The sequence below is a fragment of the Christiangramia fulva genome (assembly GCF_003024155.1).
Taxonomy (GTDB): domain Bacteria; phylum Bacteroidota; class Bacteroidia; order Flavobacteriales; family Flavobacteriaceae; genus Christiangramia; species Christiangramia fulva.
In genome coordinates this window covers 1643461-1669293 of record NZ_CP028136.1, presented here as the reverse complement: position 1 = coordinate 1669293, position 25833 = coordinate 1643461, and the positions used below count along the sequence as shown (strand labels likewise).

Sequence of the window (25833 nt, the reverse complement as noted above, 5' to 3'; positions counted from 1 at the left end):
ATAATGACTGTCTAAACCTTCACTACCATTTTTCCTTTATTTTTTACTGAAAAAAGATCGAGAAAAGCCTGCGGAATATTTTCAAATCCTTCCACGATGGTTTCTTCATAATTCAGCTTTCCTTCCTTTAACCATCCACTGAGCTTTTGCATGGCTTCCGGAAACCTTTCGGCATAATTTCCCACAATAAAACCCTGCATTAACGCGCTATTTTTGATAAGGAAAGGCTGTACACTAAGGCCTTTTGGAAGTGAAGTTTCGTTATAAACAGAGATTGCTCCGCAAATGACCATTCTTGCGAATTTATTGATATGGAACAGAACGGCATCTGAGATTTCGCCGCCTACATTGTCAAAATAAACATCCACACCATCAGGACAGGCAGCCCCAACGGCCTTTTTCATATCGCTGGTGGTTTTGTAATTGATACCCTCGTCAAAACCGAATTCCGATTTTATCATTTCTATTTTTTCGTCACTTCCGGCAATCCCAACCACGCGAAGGCCCATGATCTTACCAATTTGCCCTACCACACTTCCCACAGCTCCAGCAGCGCCGGAAACAAGGAGTGTCTCTCCCTTTTTGGGTTTGCCAATATCGGTAAGTCCAAAATAGGCTGTCATTCCCGTCATTCCCAAAATCCCCAGGTAAGCTGAAAGTGGTGCCTGATCGGGATCTACCTTGTGCAAACCCTTTCCATCGGAAACCTGTTCGCGTTTCCATGCCAGCATTCCCGATACATAATCACCCTTACTGAATTTATCATTTTTAGATTCCTTCACCTCGGCAACAATTGCAGATGTAATTGGTTTATGAAGCTCAAAAGGAGGGACATAAGATTTGGTATCGTTCATCCTTCCTCTTAAATATGGGTCTACCGAAACATATTTCGTTTCCAGAAGCATTTGGCCGTCCCGAAGTTCGGGCACCTCCTCGCTGGTAAATTTAAAGTCTGAAAGCTCTGGAGTTCCTGTTGGCCTGTTTTGTAAAAGAATTGTATTTTTCATGCTGCTTTTTTTCCGATTATCCTTAAAATTAACAAAAGGCAGCGGGGAAATTCTTTAATAAAGAGGCTTTATGAGGAATTTAACTTCAGTTCATTAAGGCCACAAAAAACCAGAAATATAACAGAGGAATGCATCTTTTTAAAATAACTTTTTTCGCCAGTGCAAGAAAAATCCAAAACCTTAGATTTTTATTTAAAGAGCAAAGATCTCAACCCAAATTTATAAATTATAAAGTCTCTAATTCACCTGGCAATGATCATATCTTTTAATGACCATAAAATAGAGAGCACTTCAGCCTTGGCACTTTGATCAATTTGATGCTTATCCAGCACCTGAAAAATATCATCGATGGCATGCATATATTCTGCATGAGTAATATTCATTCCACGGTGGGCTGTAGGCATATCCCGACCTTTATACTCCACTGGACCACCGCTCCCGGCACTAAAAAATTCAACAGTATGGCGCTTAATCTCAGATAATTTTTCTGGTGTTTCCATATAAGGGAAAAAACGAACATTAATGGAAGGATTATTCATATGCGCTTCAACTACCCCGTCAACGATTTTGGAGATCCCTTCGCTTCCGCCAAGTCTTTCAAAAAGTGTTTTCATAACTATTCATTATTTAAAGATTTGTAATGTTCACGGCATAAAAATTACCAAATGGCATTCTTTGCAATAAAAAGGAAAGGTACAACTGGTTAAAGACGAGCTTCTAACACAATTGATTCAAATAAAAGCAATTTTGAATCTTGATTCGGATGCTGATTTACAGACTTTTATTCAATAACCTGCAATAAGTCTGAAGGTAAAATCCCATATCTTTTATGGAAACATTTCGCAAAATAGGATGGACTATTAAAGCCAACCTGGAACGCAACTTCTGAAATATTCCCAATTTGGTTCTTAATTAATTCGAAGGCGTTCTGTAAACGGTAATTTTTAATAAAATTATTTGGAGATGTGCCTGTTAAAGATTTCAATTTTCGGTAGACCTGAGATTTGCTACTTCCCAAAAAAGACTCAATATCACTAAGCTGTAAATTGGGATTCTGCCAGTTTTCTTCCATATAAGTCATAAGGCTATTTATGAACTTTTCGTCAGAAGGATCGAGCAACAAAAATAATTCACGGTCTAAGGGCACATCGGGATTCTCATCTGAATAAAGCATTTTCACCTCGTGGGAAACTACCATCTTTGAATCTGAAATACAGTACAGCCTTTTTGCCATTTGTACCGAATCTTTAAAAAAAGATTCCTTTCCGGAAAATGGAATTCCCGGACAAATTCCGGTTTTTAAACTTAATTGACTGCAATCATTTGCCTTGCACCGTTCAGAAAAATGCTTTTGTATTTCTATGGCACAGCGAATTGCCTTTGATACCGATTTAAAGGAAATTAGAAAATTATACTGTTGCTGCTTCACAATTCGGCCATCAAAATTGCCGAAAACATTGCCCATAGATTTCAGGTATTGAGCTAAATTAGGGGGTTTATTTTTGCCAGTATTAAAAGCGCAGTCATCAAATCCGGTTATCATGATAATTCGAAAAGCAGGCTCATCAATAATTTTCAATGCTTCCCGGTGTTCACTCTCCGGATCTTCTATACGGCCTAAAAATGATTCGACAACGGCAATATCTACCTCGATAATCTGATTTGGAACCTCACCATGAGCCTGCCTGTGCATCTCCACAATTGCCTCCTCATTGGGAGCTTCTACTAAACAGAAGGCAATTTTCCGCTTCTCATCAAACCAATAGGTCAATCCTCTACACTCAAACTTATGTTGTATTTTCAAGTCCTGGTGATGCAACTGTGCTACATTTTCTGCAGTTACAGTGTTGGAAACATCGTGACGATCCATGTAAATTGGCATCTGCGTAACTTTTAATCATTAGAGTTTTACTCTTCTAAAGATATGATATTTAACGGATTATACATCACGAGCCAATCCTTATTAAAGTCAAAAAGTTCCTTGCCGAAACAGATATGCCTGGAATTAAAAAAATAATTCTTATTTCGGATTTTTAGGGTCTTTCTTCCCGGTAAGTTCTTCGAGGTAATCCAGCTGAAGTTCCTGGATATCGAGCAGCCGCTTGTTTTGATGAACGATCATATGATCGATCTTTTCATTAAGCAAACGGATCTCAAGCTCGGCTTTAAGATTCACCTTATAGTCGTGTTCACTTCGCGAGCGATCTTTTTCTTCCTGCCGGTTCTGGCTCATCATTATGATAGGCGCCTGTATGGCTGCTAAACAGGAAAGTATAAGATTAAGTAAAATGAAAGGGAAAGGATCAAATGGTCTTGTACTTAAAACCCAGATGTTGATCGCCATCCAGATAAGCAGAAAACTAAAAAATATGATGATAAAGGTCCAGCTGCCGCCAAATTCCGCAATCTTATCTGCAACTTTTTGCCCGTAGGTGAGTTTTTCCTCTATTTCGGGTTCTATATTTTCAGAAAGCAGGGTATTATTCTGAATGGCTTTTATCACCTCTTTTTCAAGCTTACTAACTTCCCGATTTTCAGCTTTGATAAGCCTTTCTAGATATTTCTTTCGATAGCTATTTAGTGCCTGGTGGGATATAAAATCGGTTTCTGAAAAGCCGGGATGTTCCTTTTTGATAAGCTCAAGCAGCTGTTTTTTAATAGAACCATAGGCCGTAAGCTGATCTTCGGGAAATTCTTTTTTCGTGATATAGCAAAACCCCATTTTCATTTCTTGGTGTTCATCGGGTCCATAAACCGGTTAATTAGTTCATTGCTTATTTCGGGATTCGCTCCTTCTTTCGCGGCCACGATCGCTCCTACAGCACAGGCCATATCCAGGGCCGGTTTTGGTTCATCTCCCAGCAATAACCGCCCAATTAAAGTGCCCAGAAAAGAGTCTCCCGCACCTACCGTATCTTTTACTTTTACCTTATAGCCGTTATTGGAATAGAGCTTTTTATCTTTAAGAAGTACCGCGCCATGTCTACCCAGTGTCACGCATATGATGCGCTTTGGATATTTAACCGCCATGAAAAACAGGTTTTGCTCAAGGGAATGATAGGGTGAACCCATGCTTTCGGCAATTTCAAAAAGTTCATCATCATTGAACTTTATAAAATCGGCATATTCCATCAGCTTTTCCAGAAGTTCAAGAGAATAATGCGGTGGTCTTAAGTTCAGGTCCAGGATACGGTTCTTAGCCCTGGGTAGAAGTTCAAATAGCGTCTTCCGGCTAACTTCATCACGGCACACCAGACTTCCGTAGATAAAAGCATCGCTTTTTTCAACAAGTTGAGTCATAATTTCAGACCCTTCTATCCTGTCCCATGCAGAAGGATGTGTGATTTCATAAGTAGCCGAACCGGAAGCGGAAAGTTTAACCTGCACCTCTCCGGTTTTGAATTCGTTAGAAGTTACTACTGCCGAAGTATTTATATTTTTAGAATCGAGGTAAGCTATAAGATCCTTTCCTTTTTCATCATCGCCAACCTGACTGATCATGGCTGTTTCGATACCCATGCTACTTAGGCGACTGGCTACATTCAACGGTGCTCCCCCAATGCGTTCCATATCGGGAAATATATCCCATAAGGTTTCTCCAAAACAGACTGCTTTTTTTGTTTTTGACATTTTATGAAGGTACAATTTTATGCTGAAGATCGGTACCTGAACTACTGAAGCCTATAAATTTCCATGACATTCTCAAGCAACTTGCGGAAGTTGATCTTCAAATCAATAAGTTTTCCTGAATGGATATCGAAAACCCAGCCGTGCACATTGATCACCCGCTCCTTATCGGCTTTCTGGACTACCGCGGTTTTGATCACATTGATACACTGCTCCTGGACATTTAATTCGACCAGCCTTTTATACCGTGCATCCTCATCCTCTATGTCTTTAAGTTCATCTTTATGAAACCGATACACATCGCGGATATTTCTCAACCACGGATTTAAAAGCCCCATATCGGTACTTTCCATCGCTGCTTTTACGCCTCCGCAGTAGTAATGACCGCACACCACAATGTGTTCGACTTTGAGATATTCCACGGCATATTCGATGACAGACATGGCGCTGAGATCGGTATTGGGAACCATATTAGCGATATTCCTATGCACAAAAGCCTCTCCCGGAGAGATCCCCATCAACTCTTCAGCAGTTACCCGGCTGTCTGAACAGCCTATATATAGAATATCAGGATTCTGACCTTTGGAGAGATTCCTGAAATAATTTTCGTCGAGATCCAGTTTCTGCTGAACCCAATCCCGGTTTTTTTCAAAGATTTTTTTTATATCCATTCAACTGCGTTTAAAAATTAAATTTAGAAAAATAAAAATGGTTTTCCCGTACCGCAATAATTATAAATCCAGAGAAAGATTTTTTAGTTTGCCATCTCGCATAACTCCTGTACCGTTTTCCAGTTTCGGGTAGTGGCAGGGACCTTCAGCTTATTTTCAAAAAATTTATTGGTTAGTTTAGAATCGCTGTATTTTCCCGAGCAATAAATAAAGACCTTTTTTCCCGAAACCATATAAAGGTCAGGAGGGAAATCATAATTCTCGATCTCTTCAAGAGCTTCATTGCCGGGTTCTGTCTTTAAAAAAGTGAGATAAAGCCGCTCCACACTATAATCGCGGGTGTAAGGATTTTCATCAACCGCCTGGCGAAGCTCTTTTGCATTCCATACGATCACAGGTACTTCAAAATTAAAATGTTCTTTAATGAGCTTCTCGATGATCTCTGAAATTTCAGTATCCTGCCTTGATTTAGGATCTTCAAAGATAATATTGCCACTTTGTATATAGGTTTGCACGCTTTTGAATCCGGCTTCTTCCATAAAACGGCGCAGGTCTTTCATTCCAATTTTCTTGTGCCCGCCAACATTGACCCCTCTTAAAATAGCTGCGTATTTCATGATTCTAATTTAAGGATATAATAGCTTATGAATCAAAAAGTTCCTGCATTACTTTGGCGTTTTCAGGAGCTACCGCACCGATATCGTTATTAAAATAAATGAAAACTTCCTTCGCTCCTGAATCAATTATCTTTTTATGCCAGCTTTTAAGTTCCTTTTTTGAGTAATCGTAATCATACCATTTTTTGCCTTTGCCGTGCATTCTTAGGTAAACAGTATCGGTTGTTGCGATGATTTTCTCAGGAAATTTTGGTGTGGAAATGGAACAATAGCTCACCCTGTTTTTTCTCAAAATATCATAAACTTCTTCATCAAACCAGCTCTCATGCCTGAACTCGATCACATTTTTTCCCTTTAAAAGTTTACAGAAATTTTCCAGTTTTTCATCATCCCGATGCAGGCTCGGCGGTAGTTGCCAAAGCACACAGCCAAGCTTGGTCTTCATTAAATCTGAAGTATGATAGAATTTTTCCACGCTATCTTCCACATCATGAAGCTTTTTCATTTGAGTGACATACCGGTTGCCCTTAAGCGTAAAATTGAAATCCTTACCATAGGCCTGCTTTTTCCATTTTACAACCGTGGAATCTTTTGGCGTGCGATAAAAAGTATTATTCACCTCCACTGTATTGAAATGCTCCATATAATACTCCAGCCACTCCTTCTGCGGAATATTTTCCGGATAGAAATTGCCTTTCCAGTCTCTGTAATTCCAGCCCGAACAGCCAATATAAACCTCCATCATTTTTCTTTTTGACAGCCTGAACAATAATAGGTGCTCCTTCCCGAAACTTTGGTAAGCTTTATTTTACCGTCACACGAAGGACAATCTTCACCTTCTTCTCTATGTCGGGTGAGATAGGAATCAGGTAGTTTGGAACCTTCCATTCTGGTTTTGGTCACGCGCTCCAGGACTTTTCCGATATTCTTATAAATCTCTCCCTTTTCTTCTTCGGAAAGCTTCGCAATACTGCTCTTTGGATGGATTTTACTCTGAAACAGCACTTCATCAGAGTATAAATTCCCGATTCCCGCGATGATATGCTGATCCATCAGCGCACTTTTGATACTACCCTTTTTACCATCAAGCAGCTCCATGAATTCCTTTTTTTTCAGATCCATCGCGTCGGTTCCCAGCTTGTGTTCCTTTTTGAAATCTTCGAAACCATTGGCTAAATACACCTTACCGAACTTGCGCGGACAAACGAAAAACAGCTTCGAATTATCTTTGAAATGAATGATTAACCTGGAATGATCCGGCGGCTCAGCTTCATGAGAATATTCAAATTTTCCGGTCATTCCAAAATGGAAGACCAGCACTTTATCCTGATCGGTTTCAAACACAAGGTATTTCCCAATACGCCTGGTGGATTTAAATTCAGCATCCTTCAAGGCCCTGCTTATTGCCTGTGGTGAATCCTGTAAAATCTTTTTTTCGGGGAATTCAATTTTCGCGATTTTCTTATGAAGCGCGGTGGAATCTACATATTTTTTGAAATAGGAAACTTCAGGTAATTCAGGCATGACTGATGATTTAAATTCAGTGAAAACCTAATTTACTTATTTTCCATTGCTCTACTAGGAGGCTTAACCAAATTTTAGGAATGGGAAAGGGGGTATGGTTTTACCTCACTAGCAGAAAAGGGCTTCTTTAAGTTTTAGACCTTTCCATCATAGCTTTTATTTCTGAAAACGATCCATTTTTGAAAGTCGGTACATCAGGATTGCAGCCCTTTTTGCCTGAACTGAAACCTTGCTGATATCCCCGGTTTCATGAATAGTATGATCATCGGCTCCACTAAGACCTAATCCATCTGCCGCCATTTCTACATATCCCGAGGTAAATGAAATATCGGCGGCTCCGGCGTCCCGCGGGTTCACCGCATAAACTTTTCCAAAGCCCAGATCCTGACTTACCTCATTATAATATTTCAGAATTTCCTTATTTCCTTCGGAAGGATCCAGAGGAGGATAACCTCCGTCCTCAAAGCTGATCTCAGCATTGGTTCCCGGGTAATTATTTGAAACTATTTCACGCATTACCTTTTTTGCCTTTTCAAGTTGGGCGATCGAGATCGCTCTGATATCACCCCGAACTACTGTTTTTTGAGCGACCACGTTGGTCTTTCCTGACGCCGAACCACCTGTGAGATCATCCTTAATATCTACGGAAGTACCGCCAAGAATAAAACCTGGATTAAAGCTTAAAATTTCCTCAGTGGAAAGCTGTTTATAGAATTCATCGAGGATACGGGCAGTTTCAAAAATAGAACCCGTTCCAACTTTTTCTGTAAAAACCTGGGAAGAATGGGCCGCATTCCCCTTTACTTCCAACAGCCATTCCGCAGAACCCCTTCTGGAAATCACAATAGTTTCGGGATTCCCGTCACCGTTTTCGAATCCGAGAGCGACATCTGCCTTTTTTGCAGCTTCCACCAGGTCTTTTTTTGAAAGTTCCAGAGGAGATCCGCTTTTTTCCTCATCACCGGTCATGACAATTTCTACTGACATATTATCGAGTACACCGGCATCTTTTAGAGCTTGCATCGCCAGAATTATAATTACATCGCCTCCTTTCATATCGGCCACTCCCGGGGCATTCATAATAGAGTCATTCTCCATTTTTGAGCTTTGAAAAGGGCTGTCGGTTTCAAATACAGTGTCAAGATGGCCTATTAATAATAATTTTAAACCTGGTTTTCCTTCTTTGGTCGCTATTAGGTGCCCGGCGCGACCAAATGCATCACCGGAAGTTAAACGAGTTTTGAAACCAAGTTTATCAAGTTCAGATTGAAAAAGTTCCCCGACTTTTCTGACTCCTTCAAAATTCATCGTTCCGCTGTTTATATTGACGGCTTTTTTAAGTAGGTCCACGGATTCATCAGTATGTTTATCTACCGCTTTTATAATTTTCTTTTCAGTACGGGAAACCTGTGCAAATGAGAAATAAGGCGCGCCTAAAATGAAGAGAAAAAGAACTGTTTTTAATATTGATTTCAGAGTCATATAATTTTTTTATTTCATGGATTTAATCTCCACGGTGCCTAAAAATACAAAAAGGAAGAAATAAAGAGGTCTTAATTCCTGTTTTGACCATTTTTAGTGACAGGCCAGGTCAGGGAGTAATATGATCCAGAAGAAAAGCCGAATAAAATCATTTGCCCTTCAGGCCAAAAGAAAGATAAGTTTTTTCAGAAAGTTCGAAAATAAGGTTCAGGGCATTTTCCGGGTCTGAGCGCAGAGGTTTTAATTCAAAATGGTTCTTTTTTAACAATTTTATGGAAGGGAGGTTGTTCTTTTGGGTAAAGGCCTCTATTTTTTGAAATTTACCTTCCTCAAAACCAAATTTTACGATCCTTTTCATGGCTTCATCCATAAATCCGCGACCCTGAACTGTCGGTGCCAGATCATAACCTAATTCGGCAGTTGTCCCGTCTTCAGAAAAATTCCATAAGCAAATACTGCCAAGCATCTCATTCGCATTTTTTTGAGTGATCACCCAATAAATGCTTTTCCCTGTAAGAAATTCCAGACTAATCCTCTCAATAAATGCGAGCGCATCTTCCCTATTTTCTGCTTTAGGTCTTTGCACAAAACGGTTCACCTCAGCATCTGAGCGTAAGTAAATGATGTGTTCATAATCTGCTTCCTCCAGTTTTCTCAGTCGAAGTCTCTTTGTTTCAAGGTTGGGAAAAGTATTCAGTTTTTCCATCGGGGGTAAATAAAGTCACTTAAATATCGTACTTATTTTTGTAAAACCGATTCTCGAATGATTTTCCAGTTTCCGTTTTTCTTTTCCCAATAGATATTAAAAAGAAACTCGTCCTCTTCTCCACCTTTTTTCATTTTTCGGGTAAGGATCACAAAGCCCTTCTTTCCATCATTATCGGCATAATGAAATTCTGAATAATCGTTAAGAGGTTCGGAACCAGAATACTTTAAATTCCGAAAAAAGTCCATATTATCCTTTTTGCCGAATCTGACTATTTTCTTATCCCTGGTCATTTGCACAAAGACTAGCTCATCATCATATACCATCTCGAGGTAATCGAGATCGAAAGTAGTACCGTGTTTAATAAGGTCAAGAGTAAGATTTTCAATTTCGGTATCGATCAGTTCCTGCTTTTTCATATTTGAAGATTAATTCATTATACTTTTATTTTAACGGGACGAAGAAGAGGCGAAAAAGATGCAGATTTTTTAAAAATTTTTCTACCAAGGGGTTTTCGGTGTAACATCCCTCATTTTTTATCCTTTATACAGAATACAAGCCTCGTAATGCATCAAAAATCAAAAGGAAGTTGTGCATCTTTACAGGATCACATAAAAAACAAGAATAATTCTGCTTCTTTTTAAGCTCTTTTTCGTCATGATAATGAAAGGAATAATAACCAAAAATCATTGTTATGAATACCCAAGAAAAAAGTACAGAAAAGGCATGTGATTGTACTTCAAAATTTTCAAAAAGAGCCAAGAGCATTTCCAGGTTTCTTATCCCGAAAGCTGACCAAAACTGGCTGCTTTATAAATAATTTTTAAAAACAGTTATAAAATTGTGAGTTTCCAGTCTTTCCTGAATTCTATTTAAGGGTAAGAAGCTGAAACAAGTTCAGCTTGAAGTGAAATTTCAATACAAAAAACCATCCCGGAAATACCGGGATGGCTTTTTAGTATTCGTTCTCAAATCTAACCTACCGCGCAGGATCCATCACAGGTAGTTTCGGCTTTTACTGAGGCTTCCCGTTTTGGTTCCTCACTTTCTTCTTCCACTTGCTTCGCATTTCTTCCTTCTCCATAAACAGTAGTTTCTCCAAAGGTGTAAAAAGCTTCCCACTCCACTCCCTGCGGATCTTTGATCCATGATTTCTCACTTTTCGCATAGCAGCAGGAACATTCGCCTTCTTCGAAGATAACGCCTTTGGCCTTCTCAAGGTTGCCATAGACTTCCTGCAATTCTTCGCGGCTTCCGGTCTGGATTCCCAAATGCTCAATTCCGTTATCATTTTCATTCTGGGAAATGGCAAAATTCACCTTCGGATCATTCAACATCCATTTTGCATAATCTGATTTTACAACGGATGGTTCAGTTCCAAAAAGAGCAGAATAAAACGCGATATTCTCCTCAAGGTCTTTTACTTTGATATGTACATGAAAGGTTTTCATAATTGATAGTTTTAAGATTAATTATTCTTTTCACTATCAGGACATATCAGGTTTAAAAAAGATGCAAAAAATTTTAATTTTAGAATTTATGAGCCACCAATTTAATTTATTGAGTTAAACAATCTATAAAATTCGGAATAGATTCGTTTTTTTGTAAACGGATTGAAAATACTATTGATTCCCTTTTAGAAATTATAAGATTTTTATCGTGTATAAGAGGCTGCCTGTGATAGCCTTTAATTTTTCTGCTAAAACTTTTCTGAAAAACTATCCAAAAAAGACTGAAACAGAATGATCAAATTTAGTTGGGACAGATTTTTCTTCAACTAATTAAATTATGAGTATTTATTATAACTTATAGAGCTTTTCTCAAACATGCAATGAAATTACCAGACAAATTAACGCTCGTTTTTATTATCGTGCTTTTCACGTTAAACTGTATAAGCCTCTACGAATTTTCAGTTTTAAGTTTCAGGATTTTAAGAGCCGCGGTTTCAGCCATTGTTTTAATCGCTTATTTAGTGACTGTAAAAAACAAGAAGATTATCACTATCCTAGTTCTAGCCTTAATGCTTACCAGTGATCTGCTTTTGATAAATTATGAAAACGGTTTTTTTAAAATCGCCCATTATATCGCCCGCGGAACAAGCTATCTCCTAATCGCGTTCCAAATTAGAAAATATATTGCACGAGAAACCATACCTGCCATTTCCTGGGTTTACCTAATCCTGGTAATGGGATTTTTATATTTCTTGCTTTCAACCCTGGGAGGGACATTTGCACAGGAAACCGATAATACTTTGATCATAAGCCTATTTTATTTTCAGGGTACAGCTGCCAGTATCATGTTCCTGCTTGCTGTTCTATACCTGGAAAGTACGGAACAGCCTTATGCCGTATTCGGCTTTTTCCCCGGCCTTGGTTTTATCATTGCCGACCTGGCCGCTTTTGTGGCTTACCATCTTGACTTTTCATATTTTTATATTTTTGACCGCCTCTTTTATATTCTGGCACTGGCCAGCTATTTTAAACACCAGTATTCCACTATAGCAGCAACTTCCCAAAGAAAAGCCTGGAAATAAAATTATTTGAAATAAAATACGGAATATCAATCTTAGATTTTTTGAAGAAAATCAGCAACATTTATTTCAATAGAGCTAAACACTTGTTAAAATAAACAATACTTTTAAAATATTCCTTACCGGTGTAGGGCGCTGTAAGGAATCTTGATTTTTAACTTAAGTACTTGCCAGATGGCCAAACTGGCAGGTAAAGGAGAAAAACTTCCCGTTTTTCTCCTTTTTTTTGCGCAACATCAGTGGACCGTTTTAATTAAAAAATAGTTTGGAGGAAATTCTTGTATCGAATGCTACTCTACCGAAAAAATGAAAAAATTTAGAAGAAATAAGACCAAATGTTCTTAAGAATAGGTCTTAAAGAGGATTTTACTCGTTTATCCAGCTTCAAATGAACACTTACCAGGTAAACAGAAGTGAAAAGAGCAAAGATTGCGAGAATCACAGAAGAAAAAAAGAGAAAATTAACCATAACATCAGAATTCAAACAGCCACACATCATCCTTATAGATGCCTATGTTAACTTACAATAATGGAACATCAAATTTAGGTCTTAAACTCTTTCCTTATTATAACAATTAATATTAATCTTACCGTTTTTCATTATATATCATTGAAAAACAAGAAGATAATTAAGGGGAATCCCCTATTAAATAGCTAACTATTTTAAATTAAATTTACATTGAAGAGGTAATTTTTGGTTTAACCCAAAGCCCAACTTTTTAGAAGAACGGGAGGTGGCCCTACCCATCTCCTTTTTTAAAAAATAGCTTGTTTTTCTGCCAGTATCGCGCAATTCACACCCGGTTCAAATTATCCCTAACTCTTTTTGTATTTAAAGAAATAAAAGACATAGCTGCGGCCATTCCAAAAACTATGTGAATGAGGATCTGTACCCAGTTTCGAGCTTTTTCAAACCAAATAAAAATATTCGAGAAACCATAAAAATTGATAAAATACAGTGCCAGACCCAGGAATCCTCCCACTAACATGGCGGAGACAAGAGATAGCTTCCGCGTAATATATGCTATAAATAAACTGTAAATTAAAGAAAGTATAATATGAATAATAATTCCACTGAGGATAATGTTAAAATCAAAAGTGGCAGGCGGAGGCACCACAGATTTCCCCAATACGATGGAAGCCATCATTCTAAGTGGTACCCACACCGGTTTCTCAAGAAAGATGGGAACCAGTATATATTCCAGTGCAAGCATTAAAAAACCGGCGATCAGGCCGGCGACAATCGCCGATCTCCAAAATTTCGAATCCATAACTAAAGAATTTCTTTAAGTTAATGAATTTCACGGTATTGAGAAAAAATAGGCATTACCGCTCTTACCATCCCCCAAAATTATGAGGTGAACACTTCTTTATTCCTTTATCGCATCATATAGAACCTGCTGGATTTTAGTCCGGATATTGAGCTCATAAAGACGCGTATTCTCTCTTGTAGGAATCACCCGGTTGGAAAGAAAAATATAAACAAGATCTTCCTCAGGGTCTACCCAGGCCATAGTTCCGGTAAAGCCGGTATGACCAAAACTGTCTTTGCTGGCATCTTTGGCTGTATTGCTATCTTCACCCCTGTACTCCAAATAAGGTTTGTCAAAGCCAAGGGCGCGGTGATTGTCGTTTTCGGGAAACTGGGTTTTAGAAAACTCTTTTAAGGTAGATTCTTTTATATACCGGTGCCCTCCATATTTTCCCATATTCAAATACATCTGCATCAGTTTGGCCAGATCATTCGCATCAGCAAATAATCCTGCATTGCCCGATACTCCTCCCATCATAATGGCTCCTTCATCATGTACCACGCCGTGAATTGGTTCATGCCTGAAAAAGTAGTCATGCTCAGTAGGCACAATCCTTCTTAAAGGAAACTGTTCCAGAGGCTTATAGGTTAAGGTCGTCGCCCCTAATCTGTCAAAAATTCGATTGTTTAAAGCTTTTCTAAAATCAGTACCGGTAAGTCTTTCCACAATCTCGGGTGTCAGATAGAAAGCAAGTCCGGAATATTTGTATTTCGCCTCTTTCTCTAATGGAGAGTTTTTTATCGCTTTATAGATTTTCTTTTTATAATGCCTGTGAAGCCAAAGATCATCACTGATCTTAATAGGAAAACGTGCCGAAGAATCCTTTTTAAAAGTAAACCATTTATAACTTCCGTTTTTGCGCAGTGTATTTTTCCAGTACGGGATCCAGGGTTTCAAACGCCCCTGATGAGCAAGAATTTGCCGAAAAGGGATTCCCTCTTTATTCGAATTCTTAAAATACGGGAGATAATCATCAATTCCTGCAGAAAGATCAAATTTTCCCTCATCATACAGCTGCATAAGCAAGGGAAGTGTAGATGAAATTTTAGTTATGGATGCAAGATCATAAAGATCGTTTTTATGCACCTCAATGGTATCGTCATAAGTATGAAGCCCATAAGCTTTATAAAATACCACTTTTCCCTTCCTGGCCACGAGTACCTGTCCGCCGGGAATAGCTTTGGCATCCATAGCTACCTGCATCAGAGAATCGATACGGGTATTTAAAATATCGGAGTCCATCCCAGCTTCCTCCGGAAGGGTATATTCAAACCTGATACCACCTTCAACCTCCAGACCGTAACCCGCTTTAAATTTAGTGCCTATACTTACCGGTAGTTTTCCATTTGCACCGATCCCCCCAAAAATTAGCTGCGCTGCCAGTTCTTCGGTTAGCGGGGAATCCTGGTAAGTTTCAATAAGAATACCGGCATCTTCAATATTATCTATTTTATTCAGGACGTAAGGATTTTTGAAAACGCTAAAAACAGATTGACGATTCCGGGCAATTTCAGAAATAAAGCTTTTTACTTCATCGGAAAGCTTCAGAACATTATTGGGCCTTATACTGAAATCATGCAGACCGACTATTACCAGATTATAATCTTTTAAGGCTTTCCGCAGACTATCGATTTCTGCAGTGCCAGCTTCACGGGATAACTGAAAATCTTTGATTTTTGTATAGAGATCCAGGCTGTTCTGAAATTCGGTTTTTTCCCCCGAACCTATAGAAACCGAAGCGATCTTTAATGTGTCCAGTCTCATCAAAGGCATAAGGTCCCCTGTGTTTTTGAGAACTGTGAGTGAAGCTTCTGCCAGTTTTCTTTTTAAAAGTTTAGCTTCAGGAGTATTAAGCTCTTGTTCGATATGTTTTGGTGAAATTCTATGATAATCATCCAGTCCAACCCATTGTTTAACTGCAAGGATCTTCCGGGATTTTTCATCAATTTCTTCCTGGGTAATAAGTCCCTGTTTTATAGCTTTTTGAATTTCAGCAATGGCCTTGGGGACATCTTCAGTAAATTCAATAAGATCATTTCCCGCAAGAACCGCCTGTTTATCGACCACGCCTGGTTCATGACCTTCAGTCACTCCCTTCATATTCATGGCATCGGTCACAATAAGGCCCTGAAAACCTAATTTTTCTTTCAATAAACCGGTGATAATAGGTTTTGAAAGCGTTGAAGGGGTCTCTGTGCTGTCCAGAGCCGGAATATCAAGATGTGCGACCATGATACCGCCAACACCTGCATTTATAAGTTTTCTAAAAGGAAAAATTTCCAGGCTGTCCAGCCTTTTGACCGTATGATTTATCTTCGGAAGTGCCAAATGTGAATCTGTATCCGTATCTCCGTGTCCCGGAAAATGCTTCGCGGTTGTTAGCAGGTGCTCATCCTGCATTCCGTTCATGTAAGCCAGGGCTTTTTTAACCACATTTTGTTTATCCTCTCCAAAAGACCGGTAATTGATCACCGGATTTTCGGGATTGTTATTCACATCCACCACCGGAGCAAAATTGATATGAAGGCCAGTGCGTTTGATCTCTTTTGCAATTTCCTTTCCCATATCGTAAATAAGATCTTCACCCTGAATGGCTCCCAAAGCCATTTGATACGGAAAATTTATCGTATTCTCGAGGCGCATTCCCAGGCCCCATTCGGCATCAATCGCTCCTATTAAGGGAACTTCAGAAGCAGCCTGCAGGCGGTTCATAATTTTCACCTGTTCTTTCGGATTGCCCTGCATGAAAACAACGCCCCCAATTTTTTGGTTTTCAATAAGATTTAAAAGTTCCTGGATATGTTCTTCATCTTTATTAGAGTATGCCGGGACCATAAAAAGCTGTGCAATACGATCGCGGGGGCTCATGCTTTTCATCACAGAATCTACCCATTTACTATTTTCATATTGAAGAAATGCAGGGGTAATTTTTTGCTGATTTTCCTGTGCGATCACATTCTGAAAAAATGCGAATACGAGGAAAAAAAACAGGGAATTTTTAAATTTCATAAAACTGGTATAGCGTAATTTATTTATTCGATTTAAATGTACAGAAAGTGACTTATTCAGCCCTAACTATCTTGTCCCGAAGTTCTCTCCAGGTAACAAGAATAATCCCGTTATCTTTTATTAGTTTTTTTGCTTTTTCACTGGTGAAAAAATTGTAATCATCCTGTCGCCAGACGTTTCCCCAATCTGGATGTTCAATAGTGACCGCCTTCATTTCCTCATTATCATAAGCTAAATGAATGATGATCGTTGAAAGTCCGGGTTTTAAATTCTTCAAAATTCCTTCGTAATACTGGTCCATTCCTTTTGCAAAGATCTCAGGATCTGCCTGGAAATAATGATCTACTATGATATCCTGAGGCGTAAGCTCCATTCTTTCCCGAACGCCTTCAAGCGAAGACATTTCGTGGCTCAGCAAAACCGGAACTCTGTACTCCCTTCCTTTTTTAATATATACTTCCATGAGCTCGGGAGTGGTTCTTATGGCTCCCATATGGGCATCAAAATGAGTGAAATCTATGCCATAATCCTTAGCTTTTTCAATTTGAGCGGTTATCTCCTTTTCTACATCTTTTGCCTGCGCTTTTAACCGGATGCTATCTTCTGAAGGATAAAAATATCCATTTTCATTTACAATACTTGGAACCTGATCTTTAGAATCTGTCGGCCCCCATTTATAATTTTTCCATTCACTGGTAACCGTTAAATGAAGTCCAAAATCGGCATTTTTAGAATGCTTACTGGCATAATCTGCAATTTCAGGATACCACGGGCATGGCACCATAATACTAGCCGAATTTACGACCCCATTTTCCATAGCATTTATTGTAGCCACATTTTGAGAATGACTTATTCCGGCATCATCAGCATGAATAATAAGCAATTTGGCATCAGCCGGATATCCCAGGCGCTCTGCAATGTTTTTAGAGCTATTCTGCGCCTTTAGCGGGAGATATATCAAAAGCACACAAGCTAATAATATTTTAAAAGTATTTATCTTCATGAAAAAGTTTTTATAATTAATTCAAGATAAAGAAAATAATTGGTTAATGAAGCTTGTATCCTTTTCATTATGTTTCATGAAAAGTCAATTAAGCAGAAGGATGCCTGCTTTTAGCTAAAATGAAATTTTATTGTAACTTGGACTTATCTAAAATCAAAGTATGAAAAGGTCCCTGAAGCTGCTGTTAATAATCTTTCTGTCTTCTACTTCCTTAATGCTAAGCCAAACCAATAAAAAAGTAAAAATGGATAAGAATTTCACCCATGTGGTTTATTTCTGGTTAAAGAATCCTGAGAAAACGGAAGACCGCAAAGCCTTCGAAACTTCCCTGAAAAAGTTTATGAAAAACAGCAAATATGCGCAGACAAAATTCATTGGAGTCCCTGCAAACACTCCCCGGGAAGTGGTTGACAATTCATTTACTTATTCGTTAATTTTAAGTTTTCCTTCCAGAGAGGTTCAGGACCTTTATCAGCATGAAGACGCACATTTACTTTTTATTAAGGAATCTGAACATTTATGGAAAAAGGTACAGGTTTATGATTCGGTAGGAATTGATTAAAATCTTTCTACTTTGAAATTTTTCTTAGAAATTTCAATATCAGAAATATTCTGCACTATTTCTATTTCCCTCAAAAAAAGCAGGTTTAAAACATAAAAATTTATCTATTCTCTTTCTCCTGAATTGCTTACAAAAGCAAAATGTTTGCTATCTGGTGACCAGGAAGGGACATTAATTGTCCCCTGGCCGCCATATAAATAGGCAATGACTTTTGGGACTCCGCCTTCCGCCGGCATCAGTTTCAAAGTGACTCTTTTATACGATGGATGGTCATTTACTGGAATTTCAGGAGGAAAAGAGATATATACAATCCATTTTCCATCAGGTGAAATATGTGGAAACCAGTCATTATTGGCATCGAATGTCAATTGTTCCTTTTGAGAGCCATCGGGTTTCATGCGCCAGAGCTGCATGGTGCCGGAAGAACTGCCATTATAATAAATATATTTTCCGTCAGGCGAATATTCCGAACCGTCTACATGTTCTCCCTCCTGTGTATTGGTTAAAGCTATTTCTTTTCCGCCATTCACCGATTTCTTATAGATATCGAATGTTGGGTTGTCTTCACGGGTGGCTACATAAGCGACCGTATCATTACCCGGCGCCCATCCATGCCAGTAAGAAGGGGTTTCTTCAGTAATAAGTTTGGGCGTTCCACCGGCCATAGGCATCACGTAAACTGTAGATCCCCAGCCCGGCTTATTTTCCCGATGATGGCTAAAAGCGAGCATCTTTCCATCTAAAGAAATTCCATGATCATTGTTGAGATTATCAGCAAAACCGGTATCGAATTTGGTAATTTCGCCACCCTGTACAGGGATGTTATAAAGGGAGCCATCCATATTAAAAAGCAGTTTCTTTCCTTCGGGCATCCAGTTAGGAGCTTCAAAACGGCCATTCTTTTTGTAGATCACTTTTCTCTTTTGAGTATCGATATCCATAATCTCCAGTCTGCAGCCTATCCAACCCTGTTCATTAGGATCATAAGTTTCGGGTACAGGTTTGTCTATGCGCACATTCCAGGCTTCAGCTTTTGCAGTTGCATTCTCGTCATGAGATGTAATAAAAAGTCCCGCAAGTACCTTCCCGTTCCAGTCAATTTTATGACTTCCTATTTTTTGTAGTTCTTCTCCGGGATGCGCCGCTCGCATGATCACAAGATCTCCTTTTCGCTCTAATTGAAGAATTTCATAATTGGTTTTAGGAGCAGTGATCTCAGTCTGCGGATTCTTCATGGAATCTGCCTTTTTTTCCCTCCATTGCAGAGAGGTTAACCCATTGCCGTGAAGGGCAGCAGTCACATGTGCCGCATCTTTTGCTGAAGACTGCCTGATCATCAAACCAACTTTACGATGTGGGTTTTCTCCTTCTCCTGTGAACTTCAAATTTGCTGTGATGATGAAATCTCCTTCAATTTCATTAAAAAGGTAATTAAATTCATCCCTGTCAAACCAGACATTATATCCGCTGCCGCTGAGATCGTACGTTTGAGAGCCCTCATTGTAACTGGCGATCCCTTTATTTTTTGGTTCGCCTATATCGCGGTTATTATTAAAAATCCCCACGGAACTTTGGGAAAAGCCCAACCCGGCTGCAATGAAAATTAAAAAGCTAATGAAATGACGCATAAAATGACAGGTTTGATATTAAAACAGGTAATATACTTCGGGGAGTTTATATGTTTTCCAGAAGTTCTTCTTTTATATAATTATAGCTCTTAGCAAGGCTTTTATAAGGATCCATCTCGAAATTTTCCTGTTCCAGGATGAAATGTTTGGCGCCTGCCTCTTTCGCAATTTCAAAGATCTTTTCAAAGTCTATGGTTCCATTTCCAATCTCGGTATTTAGTTCATGATTGGTTTTGCTCATATCTTTCACATGCCATAACGGGAATCTTCCCGGGTGTTGTTGTATCATGGCAACAGGATCTTTTCCGCCGCGAACTACCCAGTAAATATCCATTTCAAAATACACCAGGTCTTTATCGGTGTTTTTCAAGAAAACATCAAAACCCGTTTGACCGTTGTAATCTTCGAATTCAAAAGCATGGTTATGATAGGCCAGTTTTAAACCGGCATTTTTGCACATTTCCCCGGCCTGGTTCATTTTTCCTGCCAGTCTTTTATAATCATCAATACTGGTCCTGAGGCTTTCTGAAATATGCGGAATGATCACATATTCCTGACCCAGTTTTTTGGCTACCTCAATAGTATAAGCAAAATCATCGCGGGTACCGGCTTGTTTTAAATAAGGATCAAGTCCATAATGACCGCTTGGTGAATTGAGGCCATTCCTGTCAAGCATATTCTTAAATTCATTGGCGCTTACACCCCAAAATTGGTTTTCTATAGAATAGCCATAAGTTTCTACCTCTTTGAAACCCACTTTTGCAACTTTTGAAAGGGTTCCTGCCACATCATCACCAATGGTTTCTCTTAATGAATACAACTGGAGGCCCAGTGGATAATTTTTATCACAACTGTAAAGCAGGCTGGGTAAAACCGATGTGGCTGCTACTGCCATGGCAGAGCGTTTTAAAAAATTCCTTCTTGTTATCATAATTTGATCTTTTAGTTAGTTGTTTTCGCTGCTTATTTAACTCTTTCTGAAGCGGCCAGATCAAGAGGTTTAGCCGATTTCAGTTTTACCAACTGGAGATAATCGCTGTTTTTAGCAACTACAATAAATTCACCATTAGGAGTTTTAAGTCGGGCCATATCTTTAACATCTCCCGGAACAAAAAATCCGCTTTCCCTGGCTGGTACAGGCTCAAAATGGCCTTTTCCGTCACCTTTTAGCAGAAGGCCTATACTGGCATCATTGCGTGGTGTTTCAACTTCTGAAGCATATAGATTCCCAGCGATCAAAGCATCCAGGTTACCGTCTTTATCATAGTCATCTACAAGAATCTGGTTAATATTGGAGATCTGTGCCTCATTAGGCAGCTTGTGCAGTTTAAAGCCATCCTTGGTATTTTCTACAAATACGCTGGCAAAAGATTTTACCTGGTAATGCAGTGCATTTTCCAGATAATCTTTAGTATAGATATCGGCCAGATTAGCATTTGCGTAGGAATTATAATCTTTGAACTTCTTTTTAATACCTGGCATTTGTTGCGATGAGCACTCTCTTCCGCGTACCGGGAATTTCTGCCCATCATTAAAGTAACTCAGTACAATATCTTTTGTATCGTTCCCATCAAAATCGTAATAATACACATCGAAGGTAGCATCATCATGAGCCTGGTATTTATAATTAAGTCCGAGATTTCCGGCAATAAAATCCATATCCCCATCATTGTCAAAATCACCCTCTTTCAGGCTAAACCACCAACCGGTAGTATCATCAAGTCCTAATTGAGAGGAAACATCGGTAAAATCTCCCTGTTCGTTTTTAAATACTTTAATAGGCATCCATTCCCCGGCCAACACAAGGTCTGTCCAGCCATCTTTATCAAAATCGGTCCAGCTCGCGCTGGTAACCATTCCCAAATTTTTAAGTTCTGGAGCTATTTCTGAAGTGATGTCTACAAATTTTGGACTGCCTTTTTCAGAACGATTTTCGAGGATATAACTATTAGCCGGAGAAGGATAGTTGCCGGGCACCAATCTGCCACCCACGAAAAGGTCGAGATCTCCATCTTTATCGAAATCGTTCGCGTAAACCCTTGAGCCACTAGTGATCATTTTGGGTAATGCCGTAAGGGATCTTTTAAAATCACCATTTTGATTTATATAAAGTCTGTCCTGTAACATTTCAGAATCTTTATCAAATTCATTTCCGCCACTAACCACATAAATATCATTATCCCCATCATTATCGGCATCAAAAATCAGCGCACCCAGGTCTTCATATTTATTATCGTGGTACAGATCATCAAAAGTTTTCTTTTCAAAGCCGGTTTTTGTTTGGAAATAAATCCCGGGGCGGTATTGAGATGCTGCCCCGATGAACACATCATCCAGACCATCTCCATTGAGGTCTCCAACGGCTATTCCGGGACCAAACATGGATGTTTTATGGGGAAGAAGAATTTCCTTTTCAAAATCGTCATAAGAGTTTTCGGTATGTTTATAATCGATATTCAGAGAATCCGGAGCGACCGTTAAAAATAGCTTTTGCGGTTCTTCAGGCGGTGTAATGAGAGTTTTTTCAGAGTCTTTGTAATCGATCACCAGCTTTTGATCTGCAGCGACATTTTTAAGCACCTGAGTTCTCCTGTCTGGCCAGACTATCTTTACTTCCCGGATATTTGCATTCTGCCCTACGCCGAAATGAAGTTCAGGAGCTACTGAAGATTGGAATCCACGGCTTAGGTTAAGCTCCTGCATTTGGGAAAATTCATCCTGTTTCAGATATACCCTGGTCCCGATGCCAAATTTATTTTTATCAGGCCCTTTAAATTTCACACTGAGGAAGTGATTTTTCGAAATATTGTTATTTTTAAAAACAGAGGCCTTATCATCAATATTATTGGTAATAACTTCAAGATCTCCATCATTATCCAGGTCTACATAAACAGCTCCATTTGAAAAGCCTTTAAAAGACAATCCCCATTTCTCATTGGCCCTTTCAAAGCTCATATCGCCTTTATTTCTGAAAACAAAATTATCTACCCTTTCAGAAGGCATACCCAGCGATTTTTCTAAAAGGCTGTCATTTTGTTTAGGTCTTTTTTCAAGTTCATGGAAATAATCTTTATTGTTGATTTCTCGCCTCGTTCCATTGGAAATATAAATATCTTTCCAGCCATCATTGTCCAGATCGGCAAACAAAGGAGCCCAGCTCCAATCGCTTGCCTGAACACCCGCCAATCGTGAAGTATTACTGAAAGTCGGGACATTTCCTTTTAAATTTCCTGAATTTGTTTGAAGGGAGTTGTACATATACTGGTAATGAAACCCGGAGTAAACGGTTCCCCAGAAAAGCTTCGGGTTCATACTGGCCATATTTGCCTTGGCCCGGCGATTATTTTTGGCAGCCATATCCATTTCAAGAATATCTAAAAGTCCATCATTATTATAATCGGCAATATCTACACCCATTCCATAAAATGAGGTTTGTTTGGTAGCATCTTTCAGGACATCTGTAAAAGTTCCATCTCCATTATTTAAATACATTAGATCAGGAGTGCTGAAGTCACTGGATACATAAATATCAGGCCACCCGTCCTCATTAAGATCTCCTATCGTCGCGCTGATAGAAAGACCAAAGGACCTTAGGCCCGCTTCATTGGTTACTTTGGTAAAACTTCCACCATTATTTCTATAGAGATTGTTGGTTTCAACGTCTTTGACGTTTTCCATTTTAAATCTATAATATTGGTTTGGGGCATCGAAACGTGTGGGCGGATAATTCGCCACATAAAGATCCAGATCCCCGTCCATATCATAATCGAAGAAAGTAGATTGAATACTGTTACCTTCATCTGCAATACCGTAATCTTTAGCTTTTTCGGTAAAGGTTCCATCCCCGTTATTGATGTAAAGCTCATTCTCGTGAGGAGCAAATTTTCCAGAAACCGAAACATAAATATCAAGATAACCGTCATCATTGACGTCTACCATAGTAGCCCCGGTATACCACCGGTCATCTCCACTTAATCCTGCCTTCTCAGTAACATCTTCGAATTTGAGTCCGCCTTTATTCAGGTATAATTTGTTTGGCACCATATTGCCGGTAAAGAAAAGATCGGTTAAGCCGTCGTTATTGATATCACCTGCGGCAACACCCCCTCCCATATAAAGATAGGAGTAACTGAAATAATTAATACTATCGTTTTCTTTTAAGTCATTTCGGAAATCAATTCCGGTTTGTTCTGCCTGTAACTGTGAGAAATTCTTTTCCTTTTTAATTTCCTTATCAACTCCGGAAGAGCAGGAAAAAAGGAAGCTTATAGAAGCCAGGAACATCAAGGACAGGTTAAGATTTTTCATTTTCAACATTTGCCGTTTCAAAAATTATGGTAGATAATTTGTAATCAAAGATAAAAAAGAGCCTGCCGTAAATACTTTTATAAAGGATTTTTGGCAGGCTCATATTTAAATAACTAAAACTAATTTAAAAAACTATTCTCTCTATTTTTAATAGATAAAGCTTTTTAGTACCCAGGGTTTTGTGTTAACACGCCTCCCGAAAGGTCAATCGCTGTTGTAGGAATAGGCATTATGGTCATATACTCCTGGAAAGGAGATGTTTTAGGGCCAAAATTTGGAATGGTCTCAGTTTCATTATTGATATATTCCGTAATAACAGGCTTGGCAATATCCCAACGAGCAAGATCAAAAAACCTGTGGCCTTCCATTGCCAGCTCTAATCTTCTTTCAAATCTAATTGCTTTAAGTGCAAACTCCTTATCAGGGAAAGAAGGATAGGGTTCAATTTTATAATTAGCCGCTGGAGATCCATCGGGAGCTTTAACATATGTCATATTTTTAGCACGATTACGAACCATATTGACATATTTTAGCGCTGTATCAAGATCATCCATTTCTGCAGCAGCTTCAGCAGCCATTAGTAAAACTCCGGAGAAACGCATCACGTTATAGTTAATCCCTGGACTTTGCTGACCCCAGTCGGCAGTTCCCATATTAACATCCTCACCATTGTGGTAAACATTCTTTTTAGGAAGGTAAATACCGGATATGTCAGATGTAGTATTACGTATCCAGTCCCCACCGGGATTAATTCCGTAACCATTATAATCTATTCCCCTTCTACCAACGGTATAATCAAGTCTTGGATCAAGTGGACCTGTTTCAGGCGTAAAAGACTCCGCACTTGAAAGACCAAAATCATTAGCTACATGATGATCGCTATAATTGTCAGGAAGAGGTAAACCATCAGGACCTACCTGATAAGCATCTACTAGATCCTGGGTAGGCATATAAAAACCACAACACCAGCCCATGGCATTTGGAAAATTCAAAGTACTTCCCACATTCCCGTTATAAGAATATTTATCATCCGCCGCAAATTGGATCGCAAATACCGATTCAGGACTGTTCTCTCCCGAGGCAACGAAATTAGTTACGAATTCATCATTCAAAGCATAAGGTCCATTTTCAATAACGTCCTTCAAAAGGTTAAAGGCCTCAGACCATTTTCCCTGGAAAAGATATGTTTTTCCTAAAAAAGCCTTGGCAGTCCAGGATGTTGGTCTTCCAGGCTCGTCTTGAGTATCTGGAAGATTTTCCATAGCGAATTTCTGGTCTTCTTCTATTTTGTCCCAGATCGGCCCTGGATTAGGCTGATTAAATTCAGTATTTATATAATTTTCTACCGATATAAATGCAGGATTGCCATAAATCTTCTGAAGTTCGAAGTTAAAGAAGCCTCTTAAAAATTTGGCTTCAGCCTTTTTTTCAGTAAAATCCTGACCTTCTATTCCTTCAATAACAGAAAGAACAGCATTTGACCTGTTCACACCGGCATAAAGAGCTTTCCATTTCCCAAGAATATAAATGTTTGCTGGGGTGAAGGCATACGTTTCGAGAAGGAACAGCTCCTGCTGGTCACCATCGGTACTTCCTTTATGGGCATCATCAGAGAGCACATCAAACCACCAGTTATCAGGGCTAACAGCAAAAGCACCATCACCAAAATCTCCCAGGGCACGTCCATCCAAAACAGAATAGGCCCCGGTAAGCAAAAGATCTACTCCATCTGGGTTTTGAAGAGCCTGATCACTCAGTGCCCCTACCGCAGGAGTTTTTGTGAAATCCTCATTACACGCAATGAGCGCAAAAAGAGGAAGTATATAATAGATTATCTTCTTCATAA

General features: G+C 39.1%; 22 protein-coding genes. 2 read left to right on the top strand and 20 right to left on the bottom strand.

Annotated elements, in window-relative coordinates; translation table 11 throughout:
* Positions 1–11: 11 nt before the first annotated feature.
* The 13 genes from C7S20_RS07655 to C7S20_RS07590 all read right to left on the bottom strand — a co-directional run bounded on the left by C7S20_RS07655 (position 12) and on the right by C7S20_RS07590 (position 11085).
* Positions 12–1007: an NADP-dependent oxidoreductase gene (locus tag C7S20_RS07655; RefSeq protein WP_107011935.1), complete on the bottom strand. Its 996-nt coding sequence runs from the start codon at positions 1005–1007 to the stop codon at positions 12–14.
* 242 nt (positions 1008–1249) lie between these two features.
* Complete coding sequence (locus tag C7S20_RS07650; RefSeq protein ID WP_107011934.1) at positions 1250–1621, bottom strand: group I truncated hemoglobin; 372 nt, start codon at positions 1619–1621, stop codon at positions 1250–1252.
* Between the two features lie 167 nt (positions 1622–1788).
* Positions 1789–2889, bottom strand: a complete 1101-nt coding sequence (locus tag C7S20_RS07645; RefSeq protein WP_107011933.1) for a nickel-binding protein — start codon at positions 2887–2889, stop codon at positions 1789–1791.
* A gap of 138 nt (positions 2890–3027) precedes the next feature.
* On the bottom strand, positions 3028–3735 hold the full coding sequence (locus tag C7S20_RS07640; protein WP_107011932.1) for a DUF1003 domain-containing protein: 708 nt from the start codon (positions 3733–3735) through the stop codon (positions 3028–3030).
* Positions 3732–4637, bottom strand: coding sequence for a carbohydrate kinase family protein (locus C7S20_RS07635; RefSeq protein WP_107011931.1), 906 nt, complete (start codon positions 4635–4637; stop codon positions 3732–3734). Before C7S20_RS07635 ends, C7S20_RS07640 begins: the two co-directional genes overlap by 4 nt.
* Positions 4638–4678: 41 nt before the next feature.
* Positions 4679–5305 (bottom strand): carbonic anhydrase, encoded by a 627-nt coding sequence (locus C7S20_RS07630; RefSeq protein WP_107011930.1) that lies wholly within the window; start codon positions 5303–5305, stop codon positions 4679–4681.
* Positions 5306–5388: 83 nt separating this feature from the next.
* A complete protein-coding gene (locus C7S20_RS07625) occupies positions 5389–5922 on the bottom strand; it encodes a DUF1697 domain-containing protein (RefSeq protein ID WP_227009122.1) in 534 nt (177 codons plus the stop codon).
* Positions 5923–5947: 25 nt separating this feature from the next.
* The gene (locus tag C7S20_RS07620) at positions 5948–6667 is read right to left on the bottom strand and encodes a DUF72 domain-containing protein (RefSeq protein ID WP_107011928.1); all 720 of its coding nucleotides are present in this window, start codon (positions 6665–6667) and stop codon (positions 5948–5950) included.
* Positions 6664–7446 carry an Fpg/Nei family DNA glycosylase gene (locus C7S20_RS07615; RefSeq protein WP_107011927.1) on the bottom strand — a complete coding sequence of 261 codons (783 nt, stop codon included), beginning with the start codon at positions 7444–7446 and terminating at the stop codon, positions 6664–6666. Before C7S20_RS07615 ends, C7S20_RS07620 begins: the two co-directional genes overlap by 4 nt.
* Before the next feature lie 156 nt (positions 7447–7602).
* Positions 7603–8928: a M20/M25/M40 family metallo-hydrolase gene (locus tag C7S20_RS07610; RefSeq protein WP_107011926.1), complete on the bottom strand. Its 1326-nt coding sequence runs from the start codon at positions 8926–8928 to the stop codon at positions 7603–7605.
* A gap of 148 nt (positions 8929–9076) precedes the next feature.
* Positions 9077–9634 (bottom strand): GNAT family N-acetyltransferase, encoded by a 558-nt coding sequence (locus C7S20_RS07605; protein WP_107011925.1) that lies wholly within the window; start codon positions 9632–9634, stop codon positions 9077–9079.
* Between the two features lie 32 nt (positions 9635–9666).
* Positions 9667–10053 (bottom strand): hypothetical protein, encoded by a 387-nt coding sequence (locus tag C7S20_RS07600; protein WP_107011924.1) that lies wholly within the window; start codon positions 10051–10053, stop codon positions 9667–9669.
* Between the two features lie 555 nt (positions 10054–10608).
* A complete protein-coding gene (locus C7S20_RS07590) occupies positions 10609–11085 on the bottom strand; it encodes an ArsI/CadI family heavy metal resistance metalloenzyme (protein WP_107011922.1) in 477 nt (158 codons plus the stop codon).
* Between the two features lie 380 nt (positions 11086–11465).
* Here C7S20_RS07590 and C7S20_RS07585 point away from each other — a divergent pair, with 380 nt between their 5' ends.
* Positions 11466–12167 carry a hypothetical protein gene (locus C7S20_RS07585; RefSeq protein WP_107011921.1) on the top strand — a complete coding sequence of 234 codons (702 nt, stop codon included), beginning with the start codon at positions 11466–11468 and terminating at the stop codon, positions 12165–12167.
* A 791-nt stretch (positions 12168–12958) separates the two neighbouring features.
* Here the strand turns inward: C7S20_RS07585 and C7S20_RS07580 are convergent.
* The 3 genes from C7S20_RS07580 to C7S20_RS07570 all read right to left on the bottom strand — a co-directional run bounded on the left by C7S20_RS07580 (position 12959) and on the right by C7S20_RS07570 (position 17489).
* Positions 12959–13435, bottom strand: a complete 477-nt coding sequence (locus tag C7S20_RS07580) for a hypothetical protein (protein ID WP_107011920.1) — start codon at positions 13433–13435, stop codon at positions 12959–12961.
* 99 nt (positions 13436–13534) lie between these two features.
* Positions 13535–16486 carry a serine hydrolase domain-containing protein gene (locus tag C7S20_RS07575; RefSeq protein ID WP_107011919.1) on the bottom strand — a complete coding sequence of 984 codons (2952 nt, stop codon included), beginning with the start codon at positions 16484–16486 and terminating at the stop codon, positions 13535–13537.
* A 52-nt stretch (positions 16487–16538) separates the two neighbouring features.
* A complete protein-coding gene (locus tag C7S20_RS07570; protein WP_107011918.1) occupies positions 16539–17489 on the bottom strand; it encodes a polysaccharide deacetylase family protein in 951 nt (316 codons plus the stop codon).
* 160 nt (positions 17490–17649) lie between these two features.
* On the opposite strand from C7S20_RS07570, the gene C7S20_RS07565 reads away from it, so the two are divergent.
* Complete coding sequence (locus C7S20_RS07565; protein WP_107011917.1) at positions 17650–18051, top strand: Dabb family protein; 402 nt, start codon at positions 17650–17652, stop codon at positions 18049–18051.
* 104 nt (positions 18052–18155) lie between these two features.
* Here C7S20_RS07565 and C7S20_RS07560 read toward each other — a convergent pair whose 3' ends face one another.
* From C7S20_RS07560 to C7S20_RS07545, 4 genes are all read right to left on the bottom strand, one after another.
* A complete protein-coding gene (locus C7S20_RS07560; RefSeq protein WP_107011916.1) occupies positions 18156–19679 on the bottom strand; it encodes a TolB family protein in 1524 nt (507 codons plus the stop codon).
* 46 nt (positions 19680–19725) lie between these two features.
* On the bottom strand, positions 19726–20610 hold the full coding sequence (locus tag C7S20_RS07555; protein WP_107011915.1) for a TIM barrel protein: 885 nt from the start codon (positions 20608–20610) through the stop codon (positions 19726–19728).
* 32 nt (positions 20611–20642) lie between these two features.
* Positions 20643–23987 (bottom strand): CRTAC1 family protein, encoded by a 3345-nt coding sequence (locus C7S20_RS07550; protein WP_107011914.1) that lies wholly within the window; start codon positions 23985–23987, stop codon positions 20643–20645.
* A 164-nt stretch (positions 23988–24151) separates the two neighbouring features.
* A complete protein-coding gene (locus tag C7S20_RS07545; RefSeq protein ID WP_107011913.1) occupies positions 24152–25831 on the bottom strand; it encodes a RagB/SusD family nutrient uptake outer membrane protein in 1680 nt (559 codons plus the stop codon).
* Positions 25832–25833: the final 2 nt, after the last annotated feature.